Annotated in this window: 21 protein-coding genes, 1 other RNA gene and 1 other annotated feature; of the genes, 2 read left to right on the top strand and 20 right to left on the bottom strand. The window is 36.4% G+C overall.

Annotation, left to right across the window (positions count from 1 at the left end; translation table 11 throughout):
• Nucleotides 1-28 precede the first annotated feature (28 nt).
• From dnaX to FD26_RS04875, 20 genes are all read right to left on the bottom strand, one after another.
• Nucleotides 29-1,741 (bottom strand): DNA polymerase III subunit gamma/tau, encoded by a 1,713-nt coding sequence (dnaX, locus tag FD26_RS04960; protein ID WP_057867322.1) that lies wholly within the window; start codon nt 1,739-1,741, stop codon nt 29-31.
• 83 nt (nt 1,742-1,824) lie between these two features.
• An RNA gene (gene ffs, locus FD26_RS10890) (signal recognition particle sRNA small type) lies at nt 1,825-1,907 on the bottom strand.
• A gap of 43 nt (nt 1,908-1,950) precedes the next feature.
• Nucleotides 1,951-2,427, bottom strand: a complete 477-nt coding sequence (locus FD26_RS04955) for a nucleoside deaminase (protein WP_057867321.1) — start codon at nt 2,425-2,427, stop codon at nt 1,951-1,953.
• A gap of 1 nt (nt 2,428) precedes the next feature.
• Nucleotides 2,429-2,743: a hypothetical protein gene (locus FD26_RS04950; protein WP_057867320.1), complete on the bottom strand. Its 315-nt coding sequence runs from the start codon at nt 2,741-2,743 to the stop codon at nt 2,429-2,431.
• Between the two features lie 44 nt (nt 2,744-2,787).
• Complete coding sequence (locus tag FD26_RS04945) at nt 2,788-3,390, bottom strand: class I SAM-dependent methyltransferase (RefSeq protein ID WP_057867319.1); 603 nt, start codon at nt 3,388-3,390, stop codon at nt 2,788-2,790.
• A 70-nt stretch (nt 3,391-3,460) separates the two neighbouring features.
• Complete coding sequence (rplL, locus tag FD26_RS04940; protein WP_057867318.1) at nt 3,461-3,829, bottom strand: 50S ribosomal protein L7/L12; 369 nt, start codon at nt 3,827-3,829, stop codon at nt 3,461-3,463.
• 39 nt (nt 3,830-3,868) lie between these two features.
• Nucleotides 3,869-4,372: a 50S ribosomal protein L10 gene (rplJ, locus tag FD26_RS04935; protein ID WP_057867317.1), complete on the bottom strand. Its 504-nt coding sequence runs from the start codon at nt 4,370-4,372 to the stop codon at nt 3,869-3,871.
• A 50-nt stretch (nt 4,373-4,422) separates the two neighbouring features.
• Nucleotides 4,423-4,542: a sequence feature (ribosomal protein L10 leader region), on the bottom strand.
• A 34-nt stretch (nt 4,543-4,576) separates the two neighbouring features.
• Nucleotides 4,577-5,257 (bottom strand): 50S ribosomal protein L1, encoded by a 681-nt coding sequence (gene rplA / locus FD26_RS04930; protein WP_057867316.1) that lies wholly within the window; start codon nt 5,255-5,257, stop codon nt 4,577-4,579.
• 103 nt (nt 5,258-5,360) lie between these two features.
• The gene (gene rplK / locus FD26_RS04925; protein WP_010018673.1) at nt 5,361-5,783 is read right to left on the bottom strand and encodes a 50S ribosomal protein L11; all 423 of its coding nucleotides are present in this window, start codon (nt 5,781-5,783) and stop codon (nt 5,361-5,363) included.
• 119 nt (nt 5,784-5,902) lie between these two features.
• The gene (gene nusG / locus FD26_RS04920) at nt 5,903-6,448 is read right to left on the bottom strand and encodes a transcription termination/antitermination protein NusG (RefSeq protein WP_057867315.1); all 546 of its coding nucleotides are present in this window, start codon (nt 6,446-6,448) and stop codon (nt 5,903-5,905) included.
• A gap of 93 nt (nt 6,449-6,541) precedes the next feature.
• Nucleotides 6,542-6,727, bottom strand: coding sequence for a preprotein translocase subunit SecE (gene secE, locus FD26_RS04915; RefSeq protein WP_057867314.1), 186 nt, complete (start codon nt 6,725-6,727; stop codon nt 6,542-6,544).
• A gap of 14 nt (nt 6,728-6,741) precedes the next feature.
• A complete protein-coding gene (gene rpmG, locus FD26_RS10885) occupies nt 6,742-6,891 on the bottom strand; it encodes a 50S ribosomal protein L33 (protein WP_075887434.1) in 150 nt (49 codons plus the stop codon).
• 79 nt (nt 6,892-6,970) lie between these two features.
• Nucleotides 6,971-7,525: a sigma-70 family RNA polymerase sigma factor gene (locus FD26_RS04910; protein WP_082596236.1), complete on the bottom strand. Its 555-nt coding sequence runs from the start codon at nt 7,523-7,525 to the stop codon at nt 6,971-6,973.
• Between the two features lie 132 nt (nt 7,526-7,657).
• Nucleotides 7,658-8,425: a 23S rRNA (guanosine(2251)-2'-O)-methyltransferase RlmB gene (gene rlmB / locus FD26_RS04905; RefSeq protein ID WP_057867312.1), complete on the bottom strand. Its 768-nt coding sequence runs from the start codon at nt 8,423-8,425 to the stop codon at nt 7,658-7,660.
• Entirely contained in the window at nt 8,406-8,819 is a 414-nt protein-coding gene (locus FD26_RS04900; protein ID WP_057867311.1) for a Mini-ribonuclease 3, read from the bottom strand. Before FD26_RS04900 ends, rlmB begins: the two co-directional genes overlap by 20 nt.
• The gene (gene cysS, locus FD26_RS04895; protein ID WP_057867310.1) at nt 8,812-10,221 is read right to left on the bottom strand and encodes a cysteine--tRNA ligase; all 1,410 of its coding nucleotides are present in this window, start codon (nt 10,219-10,221) and stop codon (nt 8,812-8,814) included. Before cysS ends, FD26_RS04900 begins: the two co-directional genes overlap by 8 nt.
• A gap of 214 nt (nt 10,222-10,435) precedes the next feature.
• Complete coding sequence (gene gltX, locus FD26_RS04890) at nt 10,436-11,932, bottom strand: glutamate--tRNA ligase (protein WP_057867309.1); 1,497 nt, start codon at nt 11,930-11,932, stop codon at nt 10,436-10,438.
• Complete coding sequence (locus tag FD26_RS04885) at nt 11,913-13,184, bottom strand: PIN/TRAM domain-containing protein (protein ID WP_057867308.1); 1,272 nt, start codon at nt 13,182-13,184, stop codon at nt 11,913-11,915. Before FD26_RS04885 ends, gltX begins: the two co-directional genes overlap by 20 nt.
• Nucleotides 13,185-13,197: 13 nt before the next feature.
• Nucleotides 13,198-14,571, bottom strand: coding sequence for a DNA repair protein RadA (radA, locus tag FD26_RS04880; protein ID WP_057867346.1), 1,374 nt, complete (start codon nt 14,569-14,571; stop codon nt 13,198-13,200).
• Nucleotides 14,572-14,590: 19 nt separating this feature from the next.
• Nucleotides 14,591-15,133 carry a dCTP deaminase/dUTPase family protein gene (locus FD26_RS04875; protein ID WP_057867307.1) on the bottom strand — a complete coding sequence of 181 codons (543 nt, stop codon included), beginning with the start codon at nt 15,131-15,133 and terminating at the stop codon, nt 14,591-14,593.
• Nucleotides 15,134-15,264: 131 nt separating this feature from the next.
• Here FD26_RS04875 and FD26_RS04870 point away from each other — a divergent pair, with 131 nt between their 5' ends.
• Together FD26_RS04870 and rpiA are read left to right on the top strand one after the other, a co-directional pair.
• Nucleotides 15,265-15,567: a GNAT family N-acetyltransferase gene (locus FD26_RS04870; RefSeq protein ID WP_057867306.1), complete on the top strand. Its 303-nt coding sequence runs from the start codon at nt 15,265-15,267 to the stop codon at nt 15,565-15,567.
• A complete protein-coding gene (gene rpiA / locus FD26_RS04865) occupies nt 15,568-16,257 on the top strand; it encodes a ribose-5-phosphate isomerase RpiA (RefSeq protein ID WP_057867305.1) in 690 nt (229 codons plus the stop codon).
• Nucleotides 16,258-16,269: the final 12 nt, after the last annotated feature.

Genomic DNA, 16,269 nt, shown 5'->3' with positions numbered 1-16,269 from the left:
GGCATTCCTTTACTCATAGTAATTCCTCCTAGTCATCTTTTATATCAACTATATCGTCACCAAATAATTTTACTGCTTCTTCAACGGTGGGATCAGTTTTTTTAGTTTCTTTCTTAGATTTTACCTTGTCTTTATTGCTGGAATCAATATTATTGTCAATATATTCTTTACGAATTTTAGGCCAATCAGCTTTGGGGACAAGAACGATCTGACAATCCTTTTTCATTAAGCGACTAACGTTATCTGTCAGTTCTTTCAAAAATTCACTGTCATCTTGTACTTGTTCAAACCACATTGCGTAGTCAAAAGCGACAACGATTCCTTCGGCAGAAGCTGCTACAGGTTCAGCCACTCTCATCATAGCACGTTGAGATATCTCTAACATACTCATTAAATCAGGCCAGACATCTTTAGCATTAGCTAAATCGTCCTTGGTAGCACTGCCTAATACTTTATAAATAGCTGTTTTATTCAAACGTGCAGTTGTATTTGCTCGATGATGTGCCTTGGGTTTTGATTGAACAGGTGTTGCAGGTTTCCCATTAGAGAGATCTTTAACCTCACTTTGAAGATGGGAAATTTCATCACGTAATTTATCAATTTCTACATTATCAATTGAACTTGCAGTATCTGTTTCTTCTGACGTTGCCTCTTCCAACTTAGGTTCACTGATTTTTACAGTTAAAATTTCCATGTAAATATCAGTTTGATTGGAATTTTTCAGATTCTTTTGCGTAGCGCTAACTTGATCAACGATATAGAACAAACGTGCATTGTCAAACTTATTGGCAATATCCAATAATTCTTGAGTCATCACTGAATTATCCATTTGCTTAGATAGATCGGAATTAGAATTATAAAGAATTAAATTTCGACAAACCCGAATAATCATTTCTGTAAAACGCAAAGCCGAACGTCCACTAGCCAAGATCTGATACAAGCTTGTTAAAGCCTCAGCAGGTTTATTGTCAGCGATTGCCGTCATATAAGAAACAATTTGTTCATTGCTTAAAGCGCCAGTTACTTCTTGAGCATTCTTCAAAGTCAGCTCGTCATCGCCATACGATAATGCCTGATCTAAAATACTCAAAGCATCACGCATTCCACCCTCAGCAGAAGCAGCGATAATATTCAAGGCTTCCTCATCGTACTTGATTTTTTTATCATCTAAAATAAAAGTCATTCGTTTTAAAATATCTTGACGAGAAATTCTTCGGAAATTGAAACTTTGCGTTCTGGAAATAATTGTTGCTGGAATCTTCTGAGGTTCAGTTGTAGCTAAAATAAACATAACATTTGCAGGTGGTTCCTCCAATGTCTTCAATAAAGCATTAAAGGCACCTTGAGAAAGCATATGAACTTCATCAATAATATAAACTTTAAACTTAGCTTCAGTTGGTGCGTATTTAACTTTGTCTCGAATATCACGGATCTCTTCGACACCATTATTTGAAGCAGCATCGATCTCAATCACGTCATTTAAGCGGTTCTCATTCGCAGCTACACAAATTTCACATTCGTTGCATGGTTCACCGTCATGTGGATTAAGGCAGTTGACCGCTTTGGCTAGAATTTTGGCACAGGATGTTTTACCAGTACCACGTGGTCCACTGAACAAATAAGCGTGACTAGTCATCTGACTAGCAACCGCATTGCGCAATGTCTGGGTAATGACCTCCTGGCCGATTACATCAGAAAAAGTTTGGGGTCGCCAAACTCGATAAAGTGCTTGATATGCCATTTTTTCTCCTTCAAAAAAACTGATATGTAAATTTTAACACAAAAAAACTCCCAATCTTGAACAGATTGAGAGGCTTATATACATAACAAAAGGCACATGACACACCTTACTTAGTGCTGCTTCCTTCCGGATCTGACACGATTTGTAAGAGCACCATTGCCCTAAGGCCTTACGGCAATAACTATCATACTATAAATTAAAATCTTTTTCTACTTTTTACGTCGAATTTCTCTGAAAAAGTTCCGTAATAATTCAGCTGCTTCATCAGCTTTGACATTGCTCAATACTTCCGGTTGATGATTGTAGCGCATTTCCGCCAACAGATTATTAATAGAGCCGACTGATCCCGCTTTAGGATCATTAGCTCCAAAAACAACTTCCTCGATTCGACTATTAATTATAGCGCCTGCACACATTGGACATGGTTCTAAAGTTACAAATAAACTTGTATGTTCCAAACGCCAACTGCCAACCTTTTGACAAGCTGCTTCAATTGCAATAATCTCGGCATGCTTAATAGCGTCTTGAGTTTCTTCACGTTCGTTAGAACCTTGAGAAATCACTTCACCCGTTATATTGTCGACGATAATGCAGCCAATTGGTACTTCTCTTCTGGTCTCGGCCTTTTTTGCTTCATCAAGGGCCAAATCCATATATTCATTTATTTTTTCTTCTGAAAATATCATTTTAGCTAATTAAGTTAGTTACTTTCTTTTCTAAGTATTTTGGAAAAACTGGTGCCTTTAATTTTAATTGATTCTGTTCTTTCTTTAAGGCATCAAGAATTTCAATTAATTCTTTGACCTGGTCGTCGGATAAGGTTCCAACAAATTCCATTAATTTTTCATTGCCATGCAGATATTCGTCAACATAAGATTCTAATTTTTTACGATCTTGTTGAACCGCCTTATTTTTCAAAAGCTTGGTTAAAGAAGATATTGCAAAATATGTTCCTGCTGAACCTGCAGCGAGAATTAAACCGATTAATATTTTTTTCTTCATAAGAAAACGCCTCCATGATGAATATAACATTACTCGGTAAAATTTTATATCATTTTACTTTTCAAAATATAATAACCTTTATCACGGGTAACAATTTCAACATTACCATAAGTTTGGTCCATAAGTTTTTTAGCAGATGGAGCACCCTGCTTTTTTTGTAAAACAATCCATAATTCACCATTTGGTTCCAAATAATCTTTAGCATCGGCCAAAATAGAAGTTACAACGCTCTTGCCGGCACGTACTGGCGGATTTGAAACAATCAAGGCATACTTACCTTCAACGCTCTTATAAGTATCAGACTCAAAGATATTCACATTCTTAATCTGATTAGTTTGGGCATTTTTCCTTGCCAAATCTAAAGCTCGCAAATTAACATCAACCATCGTTACTTGGCGATTAGATTGATCCTTTGCCAGAGCTAAACCAATTGGTCCATATCCACAGCCAACGTCCAAAATGTTTCCCTGGGGAATATTTTGAAAGTCAATTGCTTCAATCAAAACGCGAGATCCAAAATCGATGGTTTGACGTGAAAAAACTCCACTATCCGACATAAAATCCAAATTATGTTTGCGAAGCGTAAAGTTAAAGTTTTTTATTTCATGTTCCAAACTAGGATCATTTTCAAAATACTGATTAGCCATAGGTTTCACCTTTCCTTTTGAGGGTAAAAAAAAATCCTCTTACGAGGATTAATTTTATCATTAAAGTGAATTACTTCAATGTAACTGTTGCACCAACAGCTTCTAGTTTAGCCTTCATATCGTCAGCGTCAGCCTTAGCAACGCCTTCCTTGATAACCTTAGGAGCGCCATCAACAAGGTCCTTTGAGTCCTTCAAGCCAAGTCCTGTGATACCACGAACTTCCTTGATAACCTTAACCTTTTCTTGACCTGCTTCTGTAAGTTCAACGTCGAATGAATCCTTTTCTGCAGCAGCGTCGCCACCAGCAGCACCGGCAGCAGCAACTGGAGCAGCAGCCTTAACGTCAAATTCTTCTTCAATAGCCTTAACAAGGTCGTTAAGTTCTAGAATTGAAGCATCTTTTAAATCATCAATAATCTTTTGTGTATCTAAAGCCATGTTTGTATCCTCCAAATATTATGAGTTTTTTTAAATTAATTAAGCTTCTTGTCCGTCTTCTTTATCTGCAACGGCCTTAACAACCATAGCAAAGTCGCGAACTGGAGCTTGTAATACAGATACCAACATTGATAGCAAGCCATCTCTGTCTGGTAATGTAGCTAATTCTTGAATTTGATCAAGAGACGCAGCTTTACCTTCGATGATTCCACCCTTGATTTCAACGGCGTCAACATCTTTAGCAAACTTAGCAGCGATCTTAGCAGGTCCAACAGGATCTTCTTCTGAATAAGCAATAGCAGTTGGTCCAACGAAGAACTTCTCTAGACCTTCAACACCAGCTTTTTCAGCAGCACGTCTTAAGATTGTATTCTTAACGACTTGCATCGTAGCATTTTGTTCACGTAATTCGGCACGCATTTCAGTTGCTTGTTCAACAGTTAGACCTAAGTAATCAACAACGATTACTGACTTTGCGCCTGTTAGTTGTTTAGCAATTTCATCAACTTGTGCTTGTTTTTGTGCTAATACATCTTGCTTCATTATTACGTTTCACCTCCACAATTTTTTAGTCAATTTTCTACAAATACGGCTTAAAAACAATAAAATCTCTGTGCCCAAGGGACACAGAGATTAAGTGAAATAATCTTCTGGCCTCGGCAGGATATTAAGACTTTCATCACCTGAGTCTACGGTAGAAATCAACTATATTAATCTATCATTATTTTGGTTATTAGTCAACACTAATTAAGCGTTGATCTTTAGACCAGGTCCAAATGTAGATGTCATGTTGACACTAACTACATAGTTACCCTTTAATGATGCAGGACGTGCTTTGGCGATTGCACCATAGAATGTATCAAAGTTTTCAACAATCTTAGCTGTATCGAATGAAATCTTACCAATTGGTGCGTGAATAAGACCATTTGAGTCAACACGGTATGTAACTTGTCCAGCTTTAATATCATTAACAGCCTTTGTAACATCCATAGTAACTGTACCAGTCTTAGGGTTAGGCATTAAACCTTTAGGTCCAAGAACTCGACCTAAACGTCCAACTTTAGCCATCATTGGTGGTGTTGCTACAGCAACATCAAAGTCCAACCAACCGTCTTGGATCTTTTCAACAAGATCATCTGAACCAACAACATCAGCGCCAGCTGCTTCTGCATCCTTAGCTTGTTGTCCTTCAGCGAAGACGATAACCTTTTGTGTCTTACCAGTACCATTAGGTAGTACGATAGCACCACGAATTTGTTGATCAGCTTGTTTAGGATCAACATCCAAGTTAACAGCAACTTCAACAGTTGCGTCAAATTTGGCGAAATCGACTTTCTTTAATAACTCAACAGCTTCTTCAGCAGTATAAGTTTTGCTTTTATCTACTTGTTTTAGTGCTTCTGTATATTTTTTTCCATGCTTAGCCATGCTAAGTTCCTCCTTGCTTTGTGGTCTTTCGGAGAATTAAATTTTCCCCTCCCACTTGTTAAGAATGCTTTCACATTCCTGTAAACTGCTTAAATCTAGTCTTTTACTTTACTTCAAAGCCCATACTTCTTGCAGTACCAGCAACCATACGCATTGCAGATTCAACACTAGCAGCGTTTAGGTCTTTCATCTTGGTTTCAGCAATTTCGCGAACTTGGTCTTCAGTAACAGTGGCAACCTTATTTGTGTTAGGTTCGCCAGAGCCCTTTTCAACGCCAGCAGCTTTCTTCAATAGAACAGCAGCTGGTGGTGTCTTAGTAACGAAATCGAATGAACGGTCTTCATATACTGAGATAACAACAGGGATAATCATACCCTTTTGATCTTGTGTACGTGCATTGAAGTCCTTTGTAAAGGCAACAATGTTAATACCAGCTTGTCCTAAAGCAGGACCAACTGGAGGAGCTGGAGTAGCCTGTCCAGCAGGGATTTGTAATTTTACTACGTTAGCAACTTTTTTAGCCACGGTGCATACCTCCTTGTTCCGTGATGTGGTCATGATGAGAATCAAAATTTTCTCTCCCACATGTATGTCTCAAAAACATACCGTTATATAGTAGCACGGTCTACTAGCAATAACAATGGTTATTTTTCTTTTTCAACACCTGTGAAATCAACTTCAGCAGAAGTCATACGTCCAAACATATCAACATCAATCTTAACTTTTCGATGTTCTTCATCAATTTCAGTGATCTTACCTGTCTTATCAGCAAAGGCACCATCAGTAATTTTAACCGTTTCGCCAACTTCAAAGTCAGATGGCTTGTTAGTGCTCATACCGAATTGACTCAAGATATTATCAATTTCTTCAGGTAATAGTGGTGCAGGCTTGCTACCTGAACCGTGACTGCCGACAAATCCGGTAACACCTGGAGTATTACGAACGATGAACCATGATTCATCAGACATAACCATTTCTACTAGAACATATCCAGGGAAAGTTTTTTCCATTTCTTTCTTTTCTTTACCGTTCTTTACTTTTGTTTCTTCTTCTTCAGGAACAACTGCTTGGAAAATGTAATCTTCCATACCCATTGATTGAGCACGTGATTCGAGATTTTCCTTAACCTTATTTTCATATCCTGAATAGGTATGCAAAACATACCATTGTTTTTCGCCAGCTTCAGCCATAATTTCCTCCAAAATTCAAAATAAAAAAACTCCGAACAAGTCGAAGTTTTTTTCGTTAGTTCCATAATAGCAAATTTTTGATTGTCTTACAATCTATTTACCCATTACGAAGTGTTGCAAAAGTTCAATTAGACCCCAATCAACTAAAGCAAAGAAGATTGCGTACATCAATGATGTAGCGATAACAATCCATGTATCACGTCTATTTTCTTTGAATGTAGGCCAAACAACCAATTTCATTTCCTTGTTGACACTACCAAAAAATTTAAATAGTTTCATTAGATCCTCCGAAGTTATCTTGTTTCTTTATGTAACGTATGTTTACCACAGTGCTTACAGAACTTCTTAACTTCGAGACGTTCTGTTCTGTTAGGGTTCTCAGTTATTGTGTAGTTTCTTGAACCACAAACTGTACAAGCAAGGGCGACTTTTCTTAATCCCATGTTTATCTCCAAAATTCAATATTAATCTTATTAATTGTAAACTCTCGATTGAATTTTGTCCATTGCAATCTCATGACGATTACAGGTTATCAAATTTTTTTATCTTTTGATGACAGTTATAAACCGCTTGTCGCATAGACTTTTTACTGCAATCAGCATTTTGACAAGCTTCTTCAATGGAGATATGTCCTAAAATATATTGCACTGCTATTAGTTCTCTAAGATTCATTTTTGTAGAAACATATTTGAAATATTCTTTAAACTCTACTAATTCTTTATGACAAGGAATTACCAGACCTTTGACATCGCTACTTTCAAACGGTTCAGTCAGACTATTGACTTTCCGTTTAAGGGAATTTTCACGGCGAATTATATCAATAACTCGATGCTTAAACTTCATTTTATAAAAACTACCAAATCTTGATCCACTTGTTCCATCAAATAATTTACAAGTTTGATAACAAACTAAAAGGGCTTCCTGATACCAATCATTACGCTCAAAACTAGTAATGTAATACCGCGAGTACATATTATCGATCATGGGACGATATCTTTGAACCAATTTATCTAAAGCTACCGAGTCTTCGTCATCTCTGACCTTTTCAATCAATGATAATTCCTTTTCGTTGTACATCCGGCAATTCGTTACAAATAATAATTTTATACTTATAACATAACATGTTTAAAAACAGCTTTGAAAGCGAACATTAGTTTACAAAAAAAACGAATAAAATATAATTTTTACAATTATACTTTATTCGTTTAATTAAGCATTTCTAGAAGCAAAAGCTTGATACAACAAAATACCTGTTGCAACAGAAGCATTCAGACTTTGCACATGTCCAACCATAGGAATATTCAAAGTTTGGTCTGCTTGTTTCAAAACTAGTGGTGAAATACCTTTACCTTCGTTGCCAATGATAAGTGCAACTGCACCTTTAGCATTCCAGTTACGGTAGTTATCGCCTTCCATAGCCGTTCCAAAGACCCAAACATTACGTTTCTTCAAGTCTTTAATCGTATTTACCAAATTAGTTACTCGAACAACAGGTACATGTTCAATGGCACCTGTCGATGTTTTAGCAACGGTTGAAGTAAGTCCAGTTGAGCGGTGTTTAGGAACGATAATTCCATGAACACCAACTGCATCAGCTGTACGCATAATTGAACCTAAGTTATGTGGATCTTCAATTTTATCCAAAATTAAAATGAAAGGATCTTCGCCCTTCTTTTCAGCCTTCTTAAAAATGTCTTCCATTTCCGCATACTGATAAGGAGCAATATAAGCAGCCATCCCTTGATGATTGCCGCCATCACTAATATCATCCAATTTGTTCTTAGGTACTTCTTGCACGATTAAACGATCGCGTTTAGCTAATTTGATAGCTTCAGCAATATGTTCACTTGAAAGTCCCTTTTGAACTAAAACTTTGTTAACACGTTGATTAGCTGTGGCGGACTTCAATAATTCAATTACTGAATGAACTCCATAAACTAATTCTTTTTCTTCACTATTATTTAAATTGTCTGTCATCTGCAGCACCACTTTCCACTTCATTTATGCACCATTGTGCTAGTTCTTTCACGCGTTCTTTGTTTCCTGTAATATCCAAATAACCAAAAACCGCTTCAAAACCAGTGGACATATGATATGTGACAACACTCGTATTCTTTGCTTTCGTTTGCTTTTTAGCATTGCGTCCGTTCTTATAGACACGAATTTCCTCTTCAGATAAAACATCATTATCAAGCATCAAAGTTATCAACGAAGCTTGAGCTTTTGCAGAAACATAATGTTTTGCTTGGTGCTGTAATTCATTAACTTTAACGATATTCTTTGAGAGCAAATGTTCACGGATAAAAACTTCGTAAACTGCATCCCCTAGATAAGCTAGAGTCACACCATTGAATTTCTTAACATCAGTCATTAATATGCCACCGTGTTCCTTGGGGTGTATCTTCAAGAATCACACCCATTTCTTTTAATTGGTCACGTAATTTGTCGCTCGTAGCAAAGTCTTTATCTGCTCGTGCTTGATCACGTTGATCGACCATTTGTTGAATCTCTTCAGAAAGATCCTTTTGATCATCCAATTTAACTCCTAAAATACTTGTCAAATTGACCATAGCTTCTAGAATAACATTTACATCATTTTTCGCAACTATGTCTTGAGCAGCATAATTGTTTGCCAAACTAACCAAATTGAAAATTTCCGTTAGTCCATTTTGAACATTAAAATCATCGTTCATAGCTTCCTTAAAAGCATCGACGATCGTAGCAACGTCAGTGAAGATATCGCTATCATCGTTATCTTCTTCAGCACTATCCAGTCTAAATTTCAAGTTGTTATAAGCTGTTTTAATTTTGCTCAAATTATCAGCAGCTTTTTGCAAATTAGATTGCGAATATTCAAGTGGTCGACGGTAATGAGTGGATGACAAGAAGAATCTCAGAACTTGAGGATCAGTCTTTTGTACTAAATCATGCACAGTAACAAAATTTCCTAGAGATTTACTCATTTTTTCGTTATTCTCCACGGTTACAAAACCATTGTGCATCCAATAGTTAACGAATTTTTGGCCCGTTTTAGCTTCACTTTGAGCAATTTCATTCTCATGATGAGGAAATTCCAAATCTTGTCCACCACCATGAATATCAAAAGTATCGCCTAAATATTTCGTTGACATAACGGAACATTCAATGTGCCAACCCGGACGACCAGCTCCCCAAGGAGAATCCCACTTGATCTCATTAGGCTTAGCTTTCTTCCATAAAGCAAAATCGATTGGATCCTGTTTCTTGTCGAATTCATCGTCACCAATATGTTCACTAGCACCTTCAACTAATTGATCAATATTCTGACCAGATAATTCGCCATAATGCTTGAATTTTCTAGCTCGATAAAAGACATCCCCTTGTGATTCATAAGCATATCCTTTTTCAATCAAATCTGATACAAATTCAATGATCTCTTGAATATTATCAGATGCTCGTGGATTTATTGTAGCCTTTTGTACATTGATGGCAGCAATATCTTCATAAAATGCCTTGATATAACGATCAGCTACTTCCGGTACTGTAATACCTTCTTGATTAGCCTCTTTAATCATTTTGTCATCAACATCAGTAAAATTAGAAACAAACTTAACTTTATAACCTAAAAATTCTAAATAACGACGGACAGTATCAAAAGCTACAATAGAGCGAGCATTTCCAATATGAATGTAGTTATACACAGTTGGTCCACAGACATACATATTTACTTCATTAGGTGTTAACGGTTTAAATTCTTCTTTTTCGCGAGTTAATGTATTGAAAATTTTTAACATGATTTTCACCTATAAAAAAAGGGATTGAGGCAAACTAAGTTTTCCTTCAACCTCTTTTTGAGTTTTCTTTTTTTATTGTCGGCTCCAGGTCGAGAAAAAATTGACTGGAACGTAAGGGGGATACAACTTGTCCCCAAGATTGACTTTATTCTAAAAGGACAACCTCCCTACTGAACCAATTTCTCTTGGCTTTCCACCTAACTTGGTGAGGAAACTAATTCATTTCCTTCAATGTCTTGTCGATATTAGCAAGTGCTTGCTTCTTACCAAACAATTCGATTGTTTCAGCAATTGCTGGACCATGCATTGTTCTAGTAGTAGCAATTCTAGCAGGCATATAAAGCTTTCTACCCTTAACGCCAGTATCAGCTCTAACTGATTGAATAGCATTCATAATTTGAGTAGCTGTGAAACGATCAAGCTTCTCTAATTTACCCTTCAAATCTTCAATAGCAGTCTTAGCGTCATCATCAGCTAATTCTTTTTGCTCATCATCTGTTAGATGTTCTGGTTGATTAAAGAAGATATCTGACAAATCAACAATTTGTTGTGTATAAGACATTTGTGGCATGTAAAGTTCTGTCAAATGTCTTACCCATTGAATTTCATCAGTCGATGGATCAGCACTGATACGTTTTGCCTCGATCAAGTTAGCAATTACTAAATCAGTGATTTCTGAAACATCAGCATTTTTAACATATTGGTTGTTGACCCATTCCAATTTCTTTTGGTCAAACTTAGCAGGTGATTTGCTCAAACGGTGTTCATCAAAAATCTTGATAAATTGTTTGCGAGTGAACAACTCGTCTTCTCCAACCGGTGACCAGCCTAGTAAAGCAATGAAGTTAAACATAGCTTCTGGCAAGTAACCTAATTCACGATATTGTTCGATAAATTGTAGGACAGATTCGTCACGCTTACTTAATTTCTTACCTGTTTCAGTATTGATAATAAGTGTCATATGACCAAACTTAGGTGCTTCCCAGCCAAGTGCTTCATAAATCATCAATTGTTTTGGTGTATTAGCAACGTGATCATCACCACGAAGAACATGAGAAATTTCCATCAAATGGTCATCAATAACAACTGCAAAGTTGTATGTTGGCATACCATCACGTTTTTGAATAACCCAATCGCCACCGATAGTATCAGAACCAATAGAAACTTTACCCTTAACGATATCATCCCATTCATAGTTCTTACCTACTGGTACGTGGAAACGAACAACTGGTTGTAAACCAGCATCTTCGGCTTCTTTAATTTTGGCAGCCTTTTCTTCTTCAGACATACCTTCAAACTCGTATTCATAATGAGGCATTTGACCATGAGCTTCTTGATCTTCACGCATCTTTGTTAGTTGTTCTTCAGTCAGATATGATTTGTAAGCTAAGCCCTTTTCTAGCAATTCATCAATATACTTTTGATAAATCTCTTTTCTTTCTGATTGACGATATGGACCATAGTCGCCACCGACATCTGGACCTTCATCCCAATCAACGCCAAGCCACTTAAGGTTATCTAGTTGACTCTTAGTACCACCTTTAACGTTACGTTTTGTATCAGTATCTTCAATACGGATAACGAAAGTTCCCTTGTGACTACGTGCAAACAAGTAGTTAAAGATAGCTGTTCTAGCATTCCCAATGTGCAAGTGACCTGTTGGACTTGGTGCATATCTTACACGAATTTTGTTATCTGACTTTTTTGCCATTTCTGTTTACTCCCCTTTTATTTCTTGAGTTGTTTTTATTTGAATTCTTGTTTCCATTATTCCGATGATTATTATTGCCACCGTTATTATGATTATTGGAATTCTCCTTGGCACTACTCTTTTCCTGGATACCATGCATTGAATGCTTAGGTTTTGCGAAAATCATCTTACCAGCATCAGTTTGCAATGCGCTAGTTACGATAACCTCAATATCCTTGTTAATGAAGTATTTACCTTCTTCAACAACGACCATCGTACCGTCTTCTAGGTATGCGACACCTTGCTCTCTTTCAGTACCCTCTTTTATAACTTTAACAGTCATCGTTTCTCCTGGCAAAACCATTGGTTTCAAAACTTTGGCTAATTCGTTAATGTTAAGTACCTGAACATTTTGAAATTCACTTACCTTACTTAAATTATAATCATTTGTGATGACAGCACCACCGATTTCTTTAGCTAATTTAAGCAATTTCATATCAACTTCTGGAATATTATCATAATCTCTAGTAGTTGTTTCATAATTGATCGTTTGGTCCATTTTAATTTCATTTAAAATATCCAAACCACGACGACCACGTTCACGTTTTTGGTTATCACTGGAATCAGAAATTAATTGCAGCTCGTGAACCACGAAATCTGGAATCATTAATTTCCCTTCCAAAAATCCTGTTTGAGCCAATTGATGAATTCGACCGTCAATAACAACTGAAGTATCCAAAATTTTATATGGATAAAAATCTTTTTTAGCTGAACGACGAGTTACTTCACCTTCTGAAGCTAATTGGTCATTCTTTTCAGCTGTTTTATTATTGTTATTATTTCGTCTTGAAATTGAAAAATTACTCCAATCATTTCGACGACTAGTTCCCATTCTAAAACCAATCCAACCGAAAACAATCATTAAAATAACTGGAATTACATTTGAAAACATATTATGCATCAAATAAAACGGAATTGAGATAATATTGGCCAAAACTAAGCCACCAATTAAAAATCCTGATCCATAAATGATCCAACCCGGTGATCTGGAATTTAAATACTTTTCAATTTTTTGATTTAAATCCAAGATTGGTTTAACAAACAAAAACGACAAGAAATAAAATATAATACATCCAATAAGTCCATCAAAATAGCCGTTATTGATAAAAGCAACTCCTGCTAAACCTGAAACTTCCCACAAACTAGGCAACACTGTTATTCCGACAGCAATTCCTAGTAATGCAAAAATTATATTTATTACAATTTTACGCATATAAACCTCCTCATTAAAAAATTTTATTCATTGCATCTAAAACTGTACTGACGCCGATTATCTGAATCTTATTATGCTTAGACCAATCGCCCAAGTTATTTTTAGGTATAAAAATACGTTTGAAGCCTAATTTTTCAGCCTCATTAACCCGTTGATCAATTCGATTGACCCGTCTTACTTCACCAGTCAAGCCAACTTCACCGACAAAACAATCAGTTCCCGGAATACCTGTATTTTTATAGCTAGAAGCAATTGACATTGCCAAAGCCAAATCAATTGCAGGTTCATCCAACTTAACGCCACCAGTTGATTTTAGATAGGCATCTTGATTCTGAAGCATTAAATTACCCCGCTTTTCAAGAACTGCCATGATTACAGACACCCGATTATGATCTAATCCAGTTGCCGTCCGTTTGGCATTTCCAAAAATAGTTGGGGTAATTAGTGATTGAATCTCGACCAAAATAGGTCTTGTACCTTCCATAGATACAACTACTGCAGAACCATTGGCATTTACCAAACGTTCTTCTAAAAATATCTCTGAAGGATTAGCAACTTCAACCAATCCCTTAGTTCGCATTTCAAAAATACCGATTTCATTGGTTGAGCCAAAACGATTTTTAACCGACCGTAAAATTCGATAACTGTGGTGCGTATCGCCCTCAAAATACAGCACTGTATCTACCATATGCTCCAAAATCTTAGGACCAGCAATAGCCCCACCTTTTGTAACATGTCCAACAACAAAAACTGTAACGTTTTGTTGCTTAGCAATATTCATTAATTCAGCTGTAACCTCACGAATTTGTGAAATACTTCCAACTGCTGAAGTAATTTCTGGTTCGTCCATAGTTTGAACTGAATCAATAATCAAATAATCAGGATGCATTTCATCAATTGTTTGACGAATATAACTCATATCAGTCTGAGGATATAGATATAAATTATCGCCAGTAATTCCCAATCGGTCTGCCCGCATCTTAATCTGTGAAGCACTCTCTTCACCTGAAACATAAAGTACTTTGCCACCGTCTTTAGCTAATTGTCCTGAAACCTGCGTTAATAAGGTCGATTTACCAATACCAGGATCACCACCGATTAAAATTAATGATCCTGGAACAATGCCTCCACCTAAAACTCGATTCAACTCACCTAAATCAGTTTTAACCCGAGGTTCTTTTTCAAAAGAGACCTCCGAAATCTTAACTGGTTTAGATTCTACATCACTGACACGGCGACTTGGTGTAGCGCTTGCTTTGGCAGCCTCTGGATGATCAACTTCTTCTACCATTTGATTCCAGACACCACAATTAGGACAACGTCCTAAATATTTGGGAGAAACATACCCACAGTTTTGACAAACAAATTTTGTTTTAGCTTTAGCCAATAAAATAGTTCCTTTCTTATTATATTCCTGAAGAACCAAATCCTCCATGACGTTTCGTTAATCCGCCTTCATCATCGTCTGTTGTAAGATAATTAATAAAAATACCTTGGGCTAAACGTTCACCCTTCTTAACTTTATAATCAACTGGAAAGAAATTGATCAGCTGAACGAACAATTCGCCTTCATTACTATCATTATTATAGTAATCTGCGTCAACTACGCCAATACCATTAGGAATCGACAAACCGCGTTTCAATGGATTGCTAGAGCGACTGGCAATAATCAGAACCTCGTCTTCTTGCATATAAGCTTTGACACCAGTTGGTACTAGGACCGGTTTAATTGATTTTTGAACTTCCACAATTTTATCATCATCCATTTTGCCTTTATTGAGCAAAAATTTCAAAACATTCAAAACACCAAATTTCCAAATTGATGGTACGACAAAATCTTGAGCACTTTCAATATCATAACCAGCAGCATTTTTAGTTTGACGAACAGGCAAATTGATTCCTTTACCTTCGTATTTTTTTACAATTTCAAATCCACGTTTTTTTGTCAAATTGAAAACTCCTTAAGCATTAGATATCTAAAATAATAGCATTTTAGACGCCATAAAACTATTCATTACACTGACTTTCTACTTATAATAGAGTAATATAAAATTAAATTATTCAAGCAGGAGGTAGTTTTATGGAAATGAAACACGAAGACGGTCGTTTCTACTTAGAAGACAACGATGAAATGATTGGTGAAATCACTTATTCCACCGTTACTGATGGTGTAATTTCATTAGATCATACTTATGTTAGCGACTCATACCGAGGTCAAGGTCTCGCTGGCAAGTTGCTCAACGCTGCTTTAGACTATGCAGACTTGAAAAATCTTAAAATAGTTCCGGTTTGTGAATATGCTAAAGTTACTTTTGAAAGAAAACCGGAGATTCGCTTTTTGTTAACCGAAAATTACCACAAGCTCTTAAAGGGGGAAAATTAGTTGGATCAAAACGAATTAAAAAAAGCTGTAGGTACTAGATCTGTTGATTTTATTAAAAGCAATATGGTTGTAGGTTTAGGTACCGGCTCTACAGTTTACTATATGATTGAAGAATTAGGAAAAAGATATCAAGCTGGCGACATCAAAAATATTGTGGCAGTTACAACTTCATCACGCTCTGAAAAGCAAGCTAAATCTTTAGGTATTCCTACTAAGGATCTCAATGACATTGATCATATCGACCTAACAATTGATGGTGCCGATCAAATTGACAAAAACTATCAAGGCATCAAAGGTGGCGGCGCTGCTCACCTACTTGAAAAAATGGTTGCTACCAATTCAACTAAAAATATTTGGATTGTTGATCAATCAAAGATGGCTGATACTCTAGGTAGTTTTCCATTGCCACTAGAAGTTATTCCCTTTGGTTGTGAAAAAACTTTTGCAGACCTTCAAAAGGAAAATCTTCAACCCGAGTTCCGTCTCGATGATCAAGGCAAACGTGTCTTAACGCATAATAAAAATTACGTTATCGATCTCAAAATGGGAGAAATTAAACATCCGCATTTATTAGCTGATTGGTTAGATCACCAAGTGGGAATAGTTGCACATGGACTATTTCTTAATATAGTAAATACTATTATCGTTGGTTACGAAGATGGACCTAAAGTAATCGATAATATCAGATAGAGGAGAATATTG

The sequence above is a fragment of the Companilactobacillus crustorum JCM 15951 genome, assembly GCF_001434585.1.
GTDB classification, from domain to species: Bacteria; Bacillota; Bacilli; order Lactobacillales; family Lactobacillaceae; genus Companilactobacillus; species Companilactobacillus crustorum.
This window is presented reverse-complemented; position numbering and strand designations above follow the sequence as displayed.